This is a genomic window from Celerinatantimonas yamalensis (genome assembly GCF_046054155.1).
Classification (GTDB): Bacteria; Pseudomonadota; Gammaproteobacteria; order Enterobacterales; family Celerinatantimonadaceae; genus Celerinatantimonas; species Celerinatantimonas yamalensis.
The window spans coordinates 332,607-348,643 of the sequence record NZ_JBEQCT010000003.1 but is presented as its reverse complement, the minus strand read 5'-3'; the positions used below and the strand labels follow the sequence as shown (position 1 = coordinate 348,643).

The window sequence follows — 16,037 nt, the reverse complement described above, 5'->3', positions numbered from 1 at the left end:
AATGACATCTAAATCAATTTGTTGTATTAATCAATGCATCTCATCATGCACTCTTATTTTTTGCTAAAAGCGCTTATGCGCCAGGGCAAACATATGAACATTTTTCAATCAATTTATGTTTATTAGACAAACAATCATTAGCATACAAATAATCACTACTGGACGTTCTGACTCATTTTTCTAGTCAACCAAGGCAGCATTCAAAATCTGAACAGACATACGCCCGCCCCACCTTATACGGATATCACATTAGCAGTTTCACGACAAAACAGGAGATAATGAATAATGAGCGATCACTCATCTAGTGGGTAAATAACTATTAAATGAATAAAACCTAGGATGGTTCATTTACAGAGAATTGATTTTATGACGAGCTCTAAATGCCAAGTTCGACAGTCTCATTGATGACTTAAGTTCTTAGAAAGAAGTACTGCTCGTTATAGCGCGAAGCAACCTTGAAATGCATCCACCGTTCATTTGTCCCGCCGTGAATACTCTCTTAGCCGTTATCTATTCTGATTATTATTTGTTTAATTATTAATCTGTTAGGCAATGAACACTTCACTCAGCTTCGATAAATCCGTATACTTCGAATTCTCTTGAATACGTCCCCTTAGTTCAGTTGGATAGAACAAGGACCTCCTAAGTCTTAGACGTGAGTTCAAATCTCGCAGGGGACGCCACTTTTTCTTAGCATGCATACCATTGCAGCGCACTTTCAGCAATAAAAAAGGCCACTACCGTGACCTTTTTAAACGCAATGATAATGAAGTGTTAATTATTCATGTGAATGTGCGGTTGAAGTTCCTGATACGGGATATTCTTCTTGTTGAGATTTTCCTGCTGAACCAGAACCAATATGAGTTCCTGCGCCCATATTGATCACTTGGAAATCTGGATAAGAATTGGCACCATGCTCGGCATAATCTAACCCGGCCATCTCTTCTTCTTTAGTGACTCGCATCCCAATGACAACGTCAATAATTTTAAAGACGAACAGCCCGGCTAAAAATGCCCACAAGAAGCAGGTAACGACTCCGACAGCTTGTACGCCAACCACACCCCATGAGAACCCACCTTTATCGAAAATCCCGGCGGCTAATGTTCCCCATGCACCACAAACCCCATGCACAGAAACGGCACCCACAGGATCATCGATTTTAATGCGATCAAAGAACAAGACCGACATCACCACCAATACCCCAGCCACTAAACCAATGATGACCGCTGATAGAGGTGAGACATTCGCACATCCTGCCGTGATCCCAACCAGCCCGGCCAAAGCACCATTGAGTGTCATACCGACATCACTTTTACCATATTTGATCCAAGTGTAAGCCATGGCAGAAATAGAGGCTGCAGCTGCTGCTAACGTGGTGGTCACAGCAATTTCAGCAATAGAGGTATTCCCCGTTGTTGTTGAACCAGGGTTAAAACCATACCAACCAAACCACAATAAAAACACGCCAAGACCCGCTAAAGGAATATTATGACCAGGTATCGCTTTTGCTTTACCGTGTTTATCAAACTTACCTATGCGAGGGCCAACAACAATCGCACCCGCTAAGGCGAGCCAACCACCGACAGAGTGAACCACGCTTGAACCGGCAAAATCGATAAAGCCTAAATGTTCAAGCCACCCCCCACCATGGTACAGACTGCCCCATGCCCAACTACCAAAGACGGGGTAAATAACTGCGGAAACGGCTACTGAATAAGCTAAATACGCGCTAAATTTAGTCCGCTCAGCCACCGCCCCAGAAATAATAGTGGCGGCTGTCGCGCAGAAGACCACTTGGAACATCCAAAATGCATAGTTCCATGCTGCACCATCACCCGATGCACCGCTAAAGAAAAAATCAGTGGTTCCAAATACACCATTGGAAACCCCAAACATTAGACCAAACCCTACCGCCCAAAAAGCCAATGAACCAATACAAAAGTCCATGACATTTTTCATCAAAATATTGGCTGCATTTTTAGCTCGAGTCATGCCGATTTCAACCAGCGCAAACCCTGCTTGCATAAGAAAAACCAAAAATGCTGCAACTAATGTCCATACAAAATTTAAATTATTCTGTACAGCTGTCGCCGTGATCGGGGTATCTGCCATCGCAATAACTGGCAATCCCGCCAACATAGCAACACATAGCTTTGAAGATAATCTCTTCATGGTCCATCTCCTTTATTAACCTTTTGAATCCCTGATGTCATCTTCAGCTATCATTTAACTTGTAAAACTCAACAGTGGGAGTGTTTACACAAGCCGTTTCAATGCAATCTAATCTATTCAACTAGATGCTCTGCTGATGCTAAATATGAGTAACCTGTATGATAGTAATTAAATTTTCTGCATAGACCATTCCAGATATAATGACAGTTATTTTAAATCAGTAAATAAAGATATAATCATCGTAAAATCATATAGATAAATAAATTTTAATGATGTTATTGCGCCTCACATCCGCATTATTATTGAAACTTTGTCCCAATAGAAACAGCGATGCACCATGATGGAACCCTAACGGAATTTCTTGCTTTATATTAGCGCGAAGATTTACGAATAGAAGCGTGCACCCGTGCAACATAAGCATTGTTGCTTCAACACGTTACTGAAATGCCATCGAGGGTACTAACAGAAATGGCATTAAAGAGGACAAGGGCAGACTCGAAGAAAAAGGAATACTGAAATCAACGACCAACGTCATGAAACAAATTGGTTTAAGTCCCACAGGTGCAAGGAAAGCGCGCAATGCCAGTCAGAGCTGCAGTGTGCCATACGAGGATATAGCCGCTACATAAGCCCGTCTTAGTGACAGACTAAAACCATCGTTTCAGCTTAAACACCCCCAAAATAAGAAAACCAATCAAGCATAAGATCAGGCTGACGATGACAAAGGCATGTCCATTCTGACTGCCAGGGATCCCACCGACATTTATTCCCAAAAGCCCAGTAAAAAAGCTTAATGGTAGAAACACGGCTGCAATCAACGACATCACATACATGCGTTGGTTCATTTGATCCGTCACTTGGCTGGCGAGTTCTTCTTGCGTCAAAATAGCTCGTTCGCGGATAGTATCCAACTCTTCAACAAACCGATTCAAGCGGTCCGTACTTTCTTGCAATAAAGGGCGATCACTGTCATCGATCCAACTCCGGCGATCACTACTTAATTTAAACATAGCTTCACGTTGCGGCCCCAAATATCGTCGTAATTTAATACTGCGCCGACGCAATAGCGTTAAATCGCTTCGAACTTGTTGAGCCTGACCATCGATTAAGATCTCTTCAAGATCAGCCATCCGCTCTTCGATGTCATCGACCACTGCATCAATACGCATCGTTAAGTAATGACAAACCCGAGCTAAAAAATCAGAGGTACTCACAGGCCCATCCCCTGCACGCAGCGATTCAATAATATCGACAACCGATAGTAGACGCCGCCGCCGCGTCGAGATAATACGTTCTCGACTGGCTAATACCCTTAGCGACACCATGTCTTCGGGATCAGCGCCTTCAGCGAGGTTTACCCCACGTAAAAACACCAGTGATTGTTCTTGAAAATGAGTAATACGAGGACGTGTATCTTCACTCAATAAGGCACCGACTAATATGGAATCAACATCACTTGCCTCTTCCAACCATTGCCGTCCTTGTTCATTAGCGCAATCGATATGCACCCAAAGCAAGCCATCTGACGGTCGCCATTTTCGCACTTGACTTTCTGTTAAGTCTTGCGCACCGCCTTGCCCGTCAAACAAAAAAGCAGCAATGAAAGCGTCGTCCATTAATTCTCCTTATTGGGGCAAATCATTCACACCCTATTCGTCTTAAATCTACCGAGAAGATGCTCTTAAACTCAAAGACTATCGCTCTATTGGCGTCATTGTTATACATCTAGCTCAAACTATTAGCTAATACTATGGTATTGTCAAAGACAGTGATTTTCAGGTTTAACTCAAACAACCATAAGTTACCATGATAGTCACATCAATGAACGTGTGGCAGAGCCACAAGGAGACACAATGAAACTCTATCAAACGGCGGCAACGCCCAATTGCCAACGAGTCGATATATTCCTTAAAGAAAACGATTTAACCATTCCTCGCATTGAAATAAACGTAAGAGCAGGCGATAACCTTAAAGATGAATTTAAACGCATCAGCCTCAATGGCAAAGTCCCGGTGTTAACATTGGATTCAGGAGAGTGCTTGTGTGAGTCAATTGCTATCTGTCGATATTTAGATGCATTGTATCCTTGCCCGCAACATTTATTCGGGGAGTCGCCAGAAACCATTGGCAAAATTGAGATGTGGAATCGAGTCATTGAACTAGAAGGGATTCAACTGATTTCGCAAGCATTTCGTCATTTGAAAAAAATCTATCAACAACGAGAAAATTGTATTGATGCATGGGGCCATGAAGCATTGCTACGGTTTCAATATATCCTACCCAAACTAGAGCAGCAACTCAGTAACTTTGATTATATTGCAGGAAATCAATTTAGCATTGCCGATATCAGTGCGTTTATTATGTTAAAAGTAGCGAAACTGCTTGATGTTGAAATTGATCAACGCTGGCCCAATCTGTTGAACTGGCATAACCAGCTCAAACAAAGACCAGCATTTCAATAATAATTAGCTATTCAGAACACCTCACGGCTATGTCACGCACTGACAGCTGAGAATAAACAAAGCGCCAACGCAGTGGCGCACCTATCTGGAGTTACCGGAAAGATTAATATTTAGGCGCTAAAAACTGCTTCATTCGCTCTGAGTCAGGATGATCAAATACTTTCGTTGGGTTACCCTGCTCCTCAACAACGCCCTGATGTAAAAACATCACGTGTGAAGACACATCTCGAGCAAAACTCATTTCATGAGTGACCACTGCCATGGTGCGCCCTTCTTCAGCGAGTGCACGCATCACTTTTAACACATCACCCACCAATTCAGGATCAAGCGCAGAAGTGGGCTCATCAAATAACATCACTTCCGGCTCGACCGCTAACGCCCGAGCGATCGCGGCGCGTTGCTGCTGACCGCCTGACATATGAGCGGGATAATAATGACGACGGTCATAAAGCCCAACCTTATGCAACAATGCTTCAGCTTTCTCTTCAGCTTCCTTACGCGGAACATTGAGGACATGGATCGGGGCCTGAGTAATGTTATCAAGTACCGATAAGTGCGACCATAGATTAAAGCTTTGAAACACCATCGCTAGTTTCGAGCGCACCCGTTGTACTTGTTTTTTATCCGCAGGAACGCGCGCGCCTGAGCGATTATGCTTAAATAATAACACCTCGCCATGAACTGATATCTCACCCTGCGTTGGGATTTCTAATAAATTGATGCATCTTAAAAAAGTGCTTTTACCTGAGCCAGATGAACCAATAATCGAAATCACATCCCCTTTGTGAGCCGTTAAATCGATTCCTTTGAGAACCTCGGTTTGACCAAATGTTTTGTGGATCCCTGTCACTTCTAAAGCGGGAAGATCATTCATTTGAATAACTACCTATATAACTTAGCTGAATATGCAGTTGTAGCAAGGTGGCGAAGTTACCATTGTGTTGTCTAAAACACAAATGCTTCCCCACCTTAGCAGCTGCTAAAGTAACTCGCCATGCATCAGCGCGACCCCAGGGCCACCAAACAAGCGCCTTGCGAGCTAATCCATGGAAACACAAGGTTGCTTGTTCACTATTCTATGCCACTCACACGAGCGACTATTCTGACATGATAAACATCGCCGATGGCAGCAATTATAACCCTCCACAAGTTTGCATCTTTGTATATATATAACGTAGATTCCCATCTTACTGAAGTTGTACATAATTTACGCAAAAATACAGAATTTCGCCAACAATTCAACGCGATCTCACGATAACATTTAACCACTGCAACAGACTTTATGTTGTAAGTTTACATAATAGCGAGTGACGGTTGATCGTGATCAAGTTCACATGTCCGGTAGCTTTGTACAATCACCGCATACTTTAAGATAGCAGATTAACAAGGGCTTTTAGTCAGCGAGTTAACAAACTGATAAAATGCTAGTTTAGTCCGCTTAATCGGACATTGGTTTTAGTGGTTCAAGTCAGCAGCAAGGTAAACCAAGCAGCAGGGTTGAACAAAAGCAAATCAATTTCTTTTCTACTGAATAGTTAAAGGTAGGTATAACATGGCAGAACAAAACACTCAGGCCTGGAAAGGTTTTGCTGCGGGTGATTGGCAAAAAAGTGTCAACGTTCGTGACTTCATTCAAAAAAACTACGCACCGTATGAAGGCGATGAGAGTTTCTTAGCAGAAGCTACAGCTGCAACAAAAGCACTGTGGGAAAAAGTAATGGAAGGGATCAAACAGGAAAACAGCACTCACGCTCCTGTTGATTTTGATACTGATGTTGCTTCAACAATCACTTCTCATGATGCTGGTTATATCAACCAAGATTTAGAAAAAATCGTTGGTCTGCAAACTGATAAGCCACTAAAACGCGCATTGATTCCTAACGGCGGTATCCGCATGATCGAAACATCATGCCAAGCATACAATCGTGAATTAAACCCTGAAATCGAAAAAATCTTCACCGAGTATCGTAAAACTCATAACCAAGGCGTATTTGACGTTTATACCAGTTCTATCCTCGCTTGTCGTAAAGCCGGTATCTTAACTGGTCTGCCAGACGCTTATGGCCGTGGTCGTATCATCGGTGACTATCGTCGTATCGCTCTGTACGGTATCGACTACTTGATGAAAGATAAAGTCTCACAACATAAGTCTCTGGAAGAAAAACTGTATCACGCCACTGCAACTGGCGAAAATATGGAAGAAGTAATTCGTCGTCGTGAAGAAATCTCTGATGAACACCGTGCGCTGAAACAAATCAAAGAAATGGCCGCTAAATATGGTTGTGACATTGCACGTCCAGCAGAAACTGCTCAGGAAGCGGTTCAATGGACCTACTTTGGCTATCTAGCTGCTGTGAAATCTCAAAACGGTGCTGCCATGTCATTTGGTCGTAACGCGACCTTCTTAGATATCTATATCGAACGTGATATCGCTGCAGGTAAACTGAACGAAGAAGAAGCTCAAGAGCTGATTGACCACTTGGTTATGAAACTACGTATGGTTCGCTTCTTACGTACTCCTGAATATGATGAATTGTTCTCAGGTGACCCAATCTGGGCAACTGAATCACTCGGTGGTATGGGCTTAGATGGCCGGACATTAGTAACTCGCACTTCATTCCGTTTCTTGAACACATTGTACACCATGGGCCCTTCTCCAGAGCCAAACATGACTATCTTGTGGTCAGAACACCTGCCAGTTGCTTGGAAAAAATTCTGTGCCAAAGTATCCATTGACACATCATCTATCCAATATGAAAACGATGATTTAATGCGTCCTGATTTCGACAGCGATGACTATGCCATTGCTTGTTGTGTATCACCAATGGTTATTGGTAAACAGATGCAGTTCTTTGGTGCCCGTGCTAACTTGGCTAAAACCTTGTTGTATACCATCAATGGTGGTGTTGATGAGAAGAAAAAAATCCAAGTCGGTCCAAAAATGGACAAAATCACTGGCGAATACTTAGATTATGAAGAAGTATTCAGCAAAATGGACGGCTTCATGGATTGGTTGGCCATGCAATATGTCACCGCTTTGAACTGTATCCACTATATGCATGACAAATATAGCTATGAAGCATCACTGCTTGCACTGCATGACCGTGATGTTTATCGCACAATGGCATGTGGTATCGCTGGTTTATCAGTTGCAGCGGACTCTTTGTCTGCAATTAAATATGCCAAAGTTAAACCAATTCGTGATGAAGATGGTCTAGCTGTCGATTTTGAAATCGAAGGTGAGTATCCTAAATTTGGCAACAACGATGACCGCGTTGATTCGATCGCTTGTGATTTAGTTGAACGCTTCATGAACAAAATTCGTTCATTAAGCACTTATCGCGGCTCAACACCAACTCAGTCAATTTTGACCATTACTTCAAACGTTGTTTATGGTAAAAAAACTGGGACTACTCCAGACGGTCGCCGCGCAGGTGCTCCATTTGCTCCTGGTGCCAACCCAATGCATGGCCGTGATGAAAAAGGCGCAGTCGCTTCATTGACTTCTGTTGGTAAACTCCCATTCTCAAGTGCACAAGATGGTATCTCTTATACTTTCTCTATCGTTCCAAATGCGTTAGGTAAAGAAGATGATTCTCGTCGTAGCAACTTAGCGGGCCTGATGGACGGTTACTTCCATCACGAAAACGCTGTAGAAGGTGGTCAACATCTGAATGTGAACGTGATGAACCGTGAAATGCTGTTAGATGCAATGGAAAATCCTGAAAAATATCCTCAGTTGACTATCCGTGTATCAGGCTATGCCGTTCGCTTTAACTCACTGACTCGTGAACAGCAGCAAGACGTTGTCACTCGTACTTTTACAGACCACATGTAATTGTTCGAGTAACCTGATAAAATAAAGAGTAATTGAGAAGCAAAAGGCCTTGCCCAATGGACAAGGCCTTTTTTAATAGGAGGCTTGTTATGGCGCAATTAAAGGGCCGTATCCACTCGACTGAATCCTGCGGTACCGTTGATGGGCCGGGGATCCGCTTTATTGTATTCATGCAGGGCTGTTTAATGCGTTGCATATTTTGCCATAACCGCGACACGTGGGATATTCACACTGGCAAAGAAGTCACGGTGGATGAGTTAATCAATGAGTTGCTTCCCTATAAAAGTTATATGAATGCTAGTGGTGGTGGTATCACCGCATCAGGTGGCGAAGCAATTTTGCAGCCTGAATTTATCCGTGATCTATTTCGAGCTTGCCATGAACATGGTGTCAATACATGTTTGGACACCAACGGTTATGTCCGTAAACACACACCGGTGATTGATGAACTGATGGATGCCACTGATTTAGTTTTACTTGATCTCAAGCAGCTCGATGACGATGTACACCAACAGCTTGTGGGTGTGAGCAATCATCGTACACTCGATTTTGCGAAGTATCTCCAAAAGATCGGTAAACGAACTTGGATCCGTCATGTGGTTGTCCCTGGTTATACCGATAGCGATCGCTCCGCTCGATTACTGGGTGAATTCATCCAAGGGATGAGCAATATCGAGCGCATCGAAATGCTGCCTTATCATGAATTAGGCAAACATAAATGGACTACTATGGGTGAAGCTTACCCATTAGAAGGTGTTGAAGCGCCGCCTAAAGAAACCATGGAACGGCTGCAAAAAATTCTGTTAGAATATCACCCGAAAGTTATTTTCTAATTTTATGACGGCCCTTCGGGGCCGTATGTCGTAGAGAGCACTCGCTTTGAGCACCCCTAGTATTTTAAGTTGTCCGATATGCCACGGCCCTCTCATCCAAAACGGTAAAGCGTGGCAATGCAATCATCGTCATCATTTTGATCAGGCTAAAGAAGGCTATGTCAACTTACTGGCGGTGCAATTTAAACACTCTAAGAACCCCGGTGATAACGCCACGATGCTTAAAGCTCGGCAGCTATTCTTACAACAGGGCTATTATCAACCGTTAGCCGATGCACTAATTCAAATGGCCGCTACCGCCAAATCCTATCATCAGATCTTAGATATGGGCTGCGGTGAGGGGTTCTACACCGATCAGTTGCGTCAATTGGACGCTCAAGTATGGGGGCTAGATATTGCCAAACGGGGAATACAACAAGCCGCCAAGCGCTATCCCGAGTGCCGATTTGTAGTAGCGAGTAATCAGCGTTTACCTTTTGCCGACCAATCGCTGGATCTCATCACGCGAATTTTTGCCCCTCAAGATGACTCACAAGTGATGCGTTGCTTGCGCCCAGGCGCCGCTCTCATTACCGTTGTCCCCGGAGCTTGGCACCTAAAACAATTACGTCAATACATTTACCCAGAACTGCGCGCCCATGTCGATGTGCCGGAAACATTACCGGGGCTCACCCATCAACAATCACAAACTATCTGTTATCCTATGACATTAGATGCCAATAGCCGCGAACAACTCATGGATATGACCCCATTTGCTTGGAAATTAACCCGCGATACGCGTCAGCAGTTCATCGAGGATAAAAGCCCAGTCGATGCGCAATTTACACTGCATCACTATACTCGGGACGCCCATTAATCATATTTAGCACAAGGTTTATACTTCGAAGGTGATTGCGTCAAACAAGCCAATCATGGCGCAGTTGTCTATCTGCGGGCCACGATGTAAATCGAGGACGTTATCTTTATCAAGTGCAATGCTATTATATATGTTCTCAGGATTGTATTTTACTTGGAGGTGGCCAACCCGACCGCTTGGGATTTTTAGTATTGATGTATGGTACTCAACTAAGCTTTGTTCGAAGTTCTTTTCTTGCCATGCAGCATCCCAACCCCACATTTTCTCAATGTGCGGCCTCATTGCTTTGACATAGGTGTCCCAGATATAGTTTTTATCGCTTTCTTGATACGACAGAAACTCAATACCCATGTTTTATTTTTACCTAATAGATCGGTTAAAGCACATAGCTCTCTTGCAATCTACGACCTTCAATCACCGTAGATAACAAAGCCTTTATCGAATCGTGCAAATGCTTTTTTAAGCGTATCAGCAAGCTCAACATAACGCGGCCGCGACACAACGGGCTGCATTGTCTCACCCGCGTCAGAAAGCTTATGATGGAGCTCTCGATACCAATGCGCCAAAGTAGGAGGCAACATAGTATTGGCTCGATGCCCTAGCCAATAATATAGATGAAAAGGCGCCGCTAAAAACAGCAAAGCAAACACCGCAGATTGCGGCAATAAATTCGTCTGCTGGCCAATGTAAGGTAAAACAATCGTGATCACAGCCAGAGCGGGCATCACTTTATTCAGCCAAGGAATTGTTTGGATAAGACGCTGCTCGACAAACAGCGGCGCCAGTGATGGCTCTGTGGGCCAAAGCTTTGCGTAGCTTACACCATCTTTAATCGTCGTTGAAAAATCACTCATAACCATCATTCCTAGCGCATTATTTTTGATTTAGACCAATAAATCGTCACTTTATTACGGATAATCTAATTTTTACTGAATGTTTTGTGTTTATTTTACAACAAATTCGCTATGATCAGACTCCGTTTCGAACCTAAGATCAGTTGGCCTCTTCACTCAGTGTAGATCGAAATAGCATTCGATACTAATACTGATGCAAAAACTGTTCTAATCCATTTAAAGTGCAGTTGTCAGCGCCTTGCTCCAAACGCATCCTTTGGCAACTGATTTATTCTGGTACCAATCTACAGGAATGATCCATGAGCGATAAGCTTGTTCTGGTATTGAACTGCGGCAGTTCATCCCTCAAATTTGCGATTCTTAACCCTGAATCCGGTGATGAAAAAATCACAGGTTTAGCTGAATGTCTGACACTTGATGACGCCCGTATTAAGTGGAAAGCCAATGGTGAAAAAGCCGAGTCACCACTGTCCGCTAAGGCCACTCATCAAGAAGCAATCGATTTTATCGTGACCAATATTTTGGCTCAAAATCCCGAACTCAATGAACATATCATTGCTGTCGGCCATCGTATTGTCAGCGGCGGTGAAAAATTCACTGCATCGGTTGTTGTCGATGATGATGTCATAAAAGGGCTTGAAGAGTGTTCTGATTTTGCACCGCTACATAACCCACCTGCACTAGTTGGTATTCGTGCAGCGATGCAAAGTTTCCCGAATCTCAAACATGTTACTGTTTTTGACACTGCATTCCATCAAACCATGCCGCGTAAAGCATACCTCTATGGTCTGCCTTACAAATTATATCGTGATCATGGTATTCGTCGCTATGGCGCACATGGCACTAGCCATCGCTATGTTGCAGATGAAGCGGCAAAAATGCTGGGTAAAGATTTAAGTGAATGTAACTTGATTACAGCTCACTTGGGTAATGGGGCTTCCATCTCTGCAATTAAAGATGGCCAATGTGTCGACACCAGCATGGGATTAACACCTTTAGAAGGTGTTGTGATGGGTACCCGTAGTGGTGACATCGATCCAGCTATTATCTTCCATTTAGTGAATCGTCTTGGCTATTCGCTGGACGAAGTCGATCATATGCTAACCAAAGAATCTGGGCTTTTAGGGTTAACCGAAGCAAGCAGTGACTGTCGCTGGGTTGAAGAGCATGCATCTGCTGGTGATGATGCAGCGTTGCGAGCGAAAGAAGTATTCTGCTACCGCATTGCTAAGTATATCGCTTCTTATGCGGCATCATTAGCTGGACGATTAGATGCAATTGTCTTCACTGGTGGTATCGGTGAAAACGCAGCCCCTGTTCGAACTCGCATTGTCAGCCATTTAGGCTTATTAGGTGTCATCGTTGACGAACAAGCCAATTTAGACGCACGTTTTGGCGCATCAGGGACCATTTCAACAGCGGATAGTCGCCCAATGTTCGTGATTCCAACCAATGAAGAACTGGTCATCGCACGCGATGCAACCGCTTTGGTTGAAACAGCAAACTAAGAATCAAAAATCAGGGGCCGTTAAGGTCCCTTCGTAATTTAATCAACATAGTAAGTGAGGTAGAGCAGTGGCTCGCACAATTATGTTAGTACCGATCGGTGACGGTGTTGGTGTTACTTCGGTTAGTTTAGGAATGGTTCGTGCTATGGAACGCAATGGCGTGAACGTGAACTTTTTCAAACCCATCGCACAATCCAACTATTATCGCCGATCTGGTCCGGAACGTTCCACCGAAATTATCCGTAATGCGACCAATATAACGCCGCCTGAGTCTTTCGCTGCAGATGTTGCAGAAAACATGATCAGTGCCAATCAGGTTGATGACTTATTGGAAATGATTGTTGCCCGTTATAATGACGGAACCCAAAACTCCGAAGTAGTTGTCATTGAAGGCTTGGTGCCAAACAGTTCAAGCTCATATGCGTCAACTGTGAACTATGGCGTCGCTAAAGCGTTAGATGCTGATATTGTATTTGTCACCAGTCCAGGCAACAACTCATCGCAGCAACTGAAAGAACGAATGGATATTGCCATCAACAGTTTTGGGGGCATCAGCAATAAACGCATCATCGGCTGCATCATTAACAAAGTTGGCGCACCAATTGATGAACGCCACCCTAGCCGTCCAGACCTAACCGAGATGTTCGACAAAAACGCACCTTCGATGTCGACTAATCTGGAAGTTTTGCAGATGTTCAGCAAAAGTCCGATGCGCATCCTTGGCTGTATTCCTTGGAATCCTGTGTTAATCGCACCTCGTGCAAAAGATTTAGCGGATCATCTAAGTGCCACGATCATCAATGAAGGGGAACTCAATACCCGTCGTTTAGGTCGTGTAACTTTCTGTGCACGTAGTATCCCGAATATGATTGAGCATTTCAATCCGGGTAGTCTACTGGTCACATCCGGCGATCGTTCTGATGTGATCGTATCAGCTTGTTTGGCAGCAATGAACGGCGTTAAAATCGGCGCATTACTACTAACCGGTGGCTATCGCCCTGAAAAAGAAGTCCTCGCATTGTGTGAACAAGCTCTGCAAACTACCGGCTTGCCAATGATGTTAATCAACACCAATACTTGGCAAACTGCGTTAGTGCTGCAAAGCTTCAACATGGAAATTCCTGTTGATGATGTTGACCGCATTGAACAAGTTCAGGACTATATCGCCGGACACATTGATAAACACTGGATTGAATCATTAGCTTCTGAGTCAGCGCGCCCACGTCGTTTATCACCGCCTGCGTTCCGCTATCAGTTAACTGAAATGGCCCGCCAAGCAGGCAAAAAAGTAGTTCTGCCTGAAGGTGATGAGCCACGTACTATTAAAGCGGCGGCTATTGCTGCTTCTCGCGGTATTGCACGTTCAGTACTACTTGGTAACCCTGAAGAGATCGCCCGTATTGCCGCCCAAGAAGGTGTGACGCTGGGTGATGGGGTAACTATTTTAGACCCTGAAGTCATCCGTGAAAAATACGTTGGGCCAATGTGTGAGTTACGTAAGAAAAAAGGCTTAACCGAAGTTGTTGCTCGTGAACAACTCGAAGATAACGTTGTTTTGGGGACGATGATGCTCGCCCAAGGTGAAGTTGACGGTTTAGTCTCTGGTGCCGTTCACACCACTGCGAATACTATTCGGCCGGCACTGCAATTGATTAAAACCGCACCCGGTGCTAACTTAGTTTCATCGATTTTCTTTATGTTGATGCCTGATCAAGTCCTTATCTATGGTGACTGTGCAATTAATCCTGATCCAACAGCTGAACAGCTCGCTGATATTGCTATTCAGTCAGCAGACTCTGCAATTGCGTTTGGGATTGAGCCTCGCGTTGCGATGATTAGTTACTCAACTGGCAACTCAGGCCAAGGGAGTGACGTGGATAAAGTCCGTGAAGCAACCAAGTTAGCGCAAGAACGTCGCCCTGATCTCTCCATTGATGGGCCATTGCAGTATGATGCAGCGGTTATGGAAAATGTGGCGAAAAGTAAAGCGCCAAACAGTCCTGTAGCCGGTAAAGCAACAGTTTTCGTGTTCCCTGATCTGAATACTGGGAATACGACCTATAAAGCGGTACAACGTAGCGCCGAGCTCATCAGTATTGGGCCGATGCTTCAAGGTATGGCAAAACCGGTCAACGATTTATCTCGTGGTGCATTGGTTGAAGATATTATCTACACCATTGCACTGACAGCCATTCAAGCTGGCCAAAAAAATTAGTCAGTTGATGGAATGAACTAAAAAACCACTTCAAAATATGAAGTGGTTTTTTTTTGCGATGAAGAAGGCCATATTAACGATAACTCACGAGATATTGTTACTGAAGTATCGAAAAAATAGCCATTTTCTAGCTCACTACCTAATTTTTACCCAGTCTATAAAAATCATATAAATCAGTGAATTATTATACATACACAACTTCATCCACAATTTAATCCACAGATTTTGTGGATAAAGTACCAAAAACCCCTTTTTTATTCACAATCATAGTTCTGTCATAAATACAATGATTGATCGCGAGCAAATACTCGTTTGGGCATTTATTAATCTATTTTTTAGCACCACTATAGAGGTGAAAACTCTGGAATACCTTTAATTCAATACTGAGATAAATATCTCACTGACCGACGCAAAACAGCTCGCCATATCACCCCTTAAATTGCGCTATTGCTTCTTCGGACTTTTTTCGTAAATTCGACCAATATGCAGCGTCAAAAACATTCGCTCTTCATTATTAATCATATAGTGATAACGCTCTGAAATGTACTTGGCGACTTTACCCACGCAGTAGTTAGCTTCAGGATACTGGGCATGGATAGCCTCATCTAATGGGCTATTTATAATCTCTGATTGATCACCTGCTAACATTCTTTGCACAAAAAACTTCAGATGGGTAATTAGGCGTTGCTGGTCGAGTGATTCATCATTGAAATCAATATTTAATTGATATTTGATTAGATTTAGGATTTCTTGAATAATTTTTGTAATCTGATAGACCCCTTGCATATCGCCATTAAGCTGTGCATTCACAAAATGCAGAGCGATAAAACCCGCCTCATCTTCCGGTAATCGAAAATAGATATATTTCTCAATCAAATCGAGCGCTTTTAGCCCTACACTAAACTCATCCGGATATAACCGCTTGATCTCCCAAAGTAATACATTATGAATCAAGGCCCCTTTACGAAACCTTTCAATGGCAAAATTACAGTGGTCGGTTAACGAGATATAGATACTATCATGTAGTTTGCCTTTAAGATGCTCACGCGCCACAGCGATAATGCGCTCAGTGGTTGTAATCACCTCTATGGGAATATCATTTAAAAGTTCAGTAAGTCGATCGCTGACGAGAGGCTCTGATGAAGAAAAAGTTTTCTCGATCATTGCAGAATCAATACTATCACCAGGACGCTTTTGAAACCCCAGACCACGCCCCATGACAATGGATTCTTGTCCGTGGTCATCAAGTACGACAACATTATTATTTAAGACCTTAGATATTTTTAACATTGCGTCAC

Annotated in this window: 12 protein-coding genes and 1 tRNA gene; 7 read left to right on the top strand and 6 right to left on the bottom strand. The window is 43.5% G+C overall.

Annotation, left to right across the window (positions count from 1 at the left end):
* The first annotated feature begins 607 nt into the window (after positions 1-607).
* Positions 608-683, top strand: a tRNA-Arg gene (locus ABUE30_RS09610).
* A 95-nt stretch (positions 684-778) separates the two neighbouring features.
* Here ABUE30_RS09610 and ABUE30_RS09605 read toward each other — a convergent pair.
* The gene (locus ABUE30_RS09605; RefSeq protein WP_408623532.1) at positions 779-2,173 is read right to left on the bottom strand and encodes an ammonium transporter; all 1,395 of its coding nucleotides are present in this window, start codon (positions 2,171-2,173) and stop codon (positions 779-781) included.
* Between the two features lie 647 nt (positions 2,174-2,820).
* Entirely contained in the window at positions 2,821-3,789 is a 969-nt protein-coding gene (locus ABUE30_RS09600; RefSeq protein ID WP_408623531.1) for a zinc transporter ZntB, read from the bottom strand.
* A gap of 237 nt (positions 3,790-4,026) precedes the next feature.
* Here ABUE30_RS09600 and ABUE30_RS09595 point away from each other — a divergent pair, with 237 nt between their 5' ends.
* Positions 4,027-4,635 carry a glutathione S-transferase family protein gene (locus ABUE30_RS09595; RefSeq protein WP_408623530.1) on the top strand — a complete coding sequence of 203 codons (609 nt, stop codon included), beginning with the start codon at positions 4,027-4,029 and terminating at the stop codon, positions 4,633-4,635.
* 103 nt (positions 4,636-4,738) lie between these two features.
* Here the strand turns inward: ABUE30_RS09595 and ABUE30_RS09590 are convergent, their stop codons facing one another.
* Complete coding sequence (locus ABUE30_RS09590) at positions 4,739-5,509, bottom strand: ABC transporter ATP-binding protein (protein ID WP_408623528.1); 771 nt, start codon at positions 5,507-5,509, stop codon at positions 4,739-4,741.
* Positions 5,510-6,187: 678 nt separating this feature from the next.
* On the opposite strand from ABUE30_RS09590, the gene pflB reads away from it, so the two are divergent.
* The 3 genes from pflB (at position 6,188) to rlmA (ending at position 10,162) form a co-directional block, all read left to right on the top strand.
* Positions 6,188-8,473 carry a formate C-acetyltransferase gene (gene pflB / locus ABUE30_RS09585; protein WP_408623527.1) on the top strand — a complete coding sequence of 762 codons (2,286 nt, stop codon included), beginning with the start codon at positions 6,188-6,190 and terminating at the stop codon, positions 8,471-8,473.
* 89 nt (positions 8,474-8,562) lie between these two features.
* A complete protein-coding gene (gene pflA, locus ABUE30_RS09580; protein WP_408623525.1) occupies positions 8,563-9,306 on the top strand; it encodes a pyruvate formate lyase 1-activating protein in 744 nt (247 codons plus the stop codon).
* Between the two features lie 46 nt (positions 9,307-9,352).
* Complete coding sequence (gene rlmA / locus ABUE30_RS09575) at positions 9,353-10,162, top strand: 23S rRNA (guanine(745)-N(1))-methyltransferase (protein ID WP_408623524.1); 810 nt, start codon at positions 9,353-9,355, stop codon at positions 10,160-10,162.
* Positions 10,163-10,180: 18 nt separating this feature from the next.
* Here rlmA and ABUE30_RS09570 read toward each other — a convergent pair whose 3' ends face one another.
* Both ABUE30_RS09570 and yfbV read right to left on the bottom strand, forming a co-directional pair.
* Positions 10,181-10,513 carry a hypothetical protein gene (locus tag ABUE30_RS09570; protein WP_408623523.1) on the bottom strand — a complete coding sequence of 111 codons (333 nt, stop codon included), beginning with the start codon at positions 10,511-10,513 and terminating at the stop codon, positions 10,181-10,183.
* Positions 10,514-10,572: 59 nt separating this feature from the next.
* Positions 10,573-11,016: a terminus macrodomain insulation protein YfbV gene (gene yfbV / locus ABUE30_RS09565; RefSeq protein ID WP_408623521.1), complete on the bottom strand. Its 444-nt coding sequence runs from the start codon at positions 11,014-11,016 to the stop codon at positions 10,573-10,575.
* A gap of 299 nt (positions 11,017-11,315) precedes the next feature.
* Between yfbV and ABUE30_RS09560 the strand changes: the two genes are divergently transcribed.
* Together ABUE30_RS09560 and pta are read left to right on the top strand one after the other, a co-directional pair.
* Positions 11,316-12,524 (top strand): acetate kinase, encoded by a 1,209-nt coding sequence (locus tag ABUE30_RS09560; protein ID WP_408623520.1) that lies wholly within the window; start codon positions 11,316-11,318, stop codon positions 12,522-12,524.
* Positions 12,525-12,606: 82 nt separating this feature from the next.
* A complete protein-coding gene (gene pta, locus ABUE30_RS09555; protein ID WP_408623581.1) occupies positions 12,607-14,739 on the top strand; it encodes a phosphate acetyltransferase in 2,133 nt (710 codons plus the stop codon).
* Positions 14,740-15,183: 444 nt separating this feature from the next.
* On the opposite strand, the gene licT is transcribed toward pta, so the two are convergent.
* A complete protein-coding gene (gene licT, locus ABUE30_RS09550) occupies positions 15,184-16,029 on the bottom strand; it encodes a BglG family transcription antiterminator LicT (protein ID WP_408623518.1) in 846 nt (281 codons plus the stop codon).
* Between the last annotated feature and the right edge of the window lie 8 nt (positions 16,030-16,037).

What these genes read in the sequence shown, in the direction of transcription:
- pta (WP_408623581.1), top strand. Translation starts at nt 12,607, where the DNA reads ATGTTAGTACCGATCGGTGACGGTGTTGGTGTTACTTCGGTTAGTTTA.
- ABUE30_RS09595 (WP_408623530.1), top strand. Translation starts at nt 4,027, where the DNA reads ATGAAACTCTATCAAACGGCGGCAACGCCCAATTGCCAACGAGTCGAT.
- ABUE30_RS09570 (WP_408623523.1), bottom strand. Translation starts at nt 10,513, where the DNA reads ATGGGTATTGAGTTTCTGTCGTATCAAGAAAGCGATAAAAACTATATC.
- pflB (WP_408623527.1), top strand. Translation starts at nt 6,188, where the DNA reads ATGGCAGAACAAAACACTCAGGCCTGGAAAGGTTTTGCTGCGGGTGAT.
- licT (WP_408623518.1), bottom strand. Translation starts at nt 16,029, where the DNA reads ATGTTAAAAATATCTAAGGTCTTAAATAATAATGTTGTCGTACTTGAT.
- yfbV (WP_408623521.1), bottom strand. Translation starts at nt 11,016, where the DNA reads ATGAGTGATTTTTCAACGACGATTAAAGATGGTGTAAGCTACGCAAAG.
- ABUE30_RS09600 (WP_408623531.1), bottom strand. Translation starts at nt 3,789, where the DNA reads ATGGACGACGCTTTCATTGCTGCTTTTTTGTTTGACGGGCAAGGCGGT.
- pflA (WP_408623525.1), top strand. Translation starts at nt 8,563, where the DNA reads ATGGCGCAATTAAAGGGCCGTATCCACTCGACTGAATCCTGCGGTACC.
- ABUE30_RS09605 (WP_408623532.1), bottom strand. Translation starts at nt 2,173, where the DNA reads ATGAAGAGATTATCTTCAAAGCTATGTGTTGCTATGTTGGCGGGATTG.
- ABUE30_RS09560 (WP_408623520.1), top strand. Translation starts at nt 11,316, where the DNA reads ATGAGCGATAAGCTTGTTCTGGTATTGAACTGCGGCAGTTCATCCCTC.
- ABUE30_RS09590 (WP_408623528.1), bottom strand. Translation starts at nt 5,509, where the DNA reads ATGAATGATCTTCCCGCTTTAGAAGTGACAGGGATCCACAAAACATTT.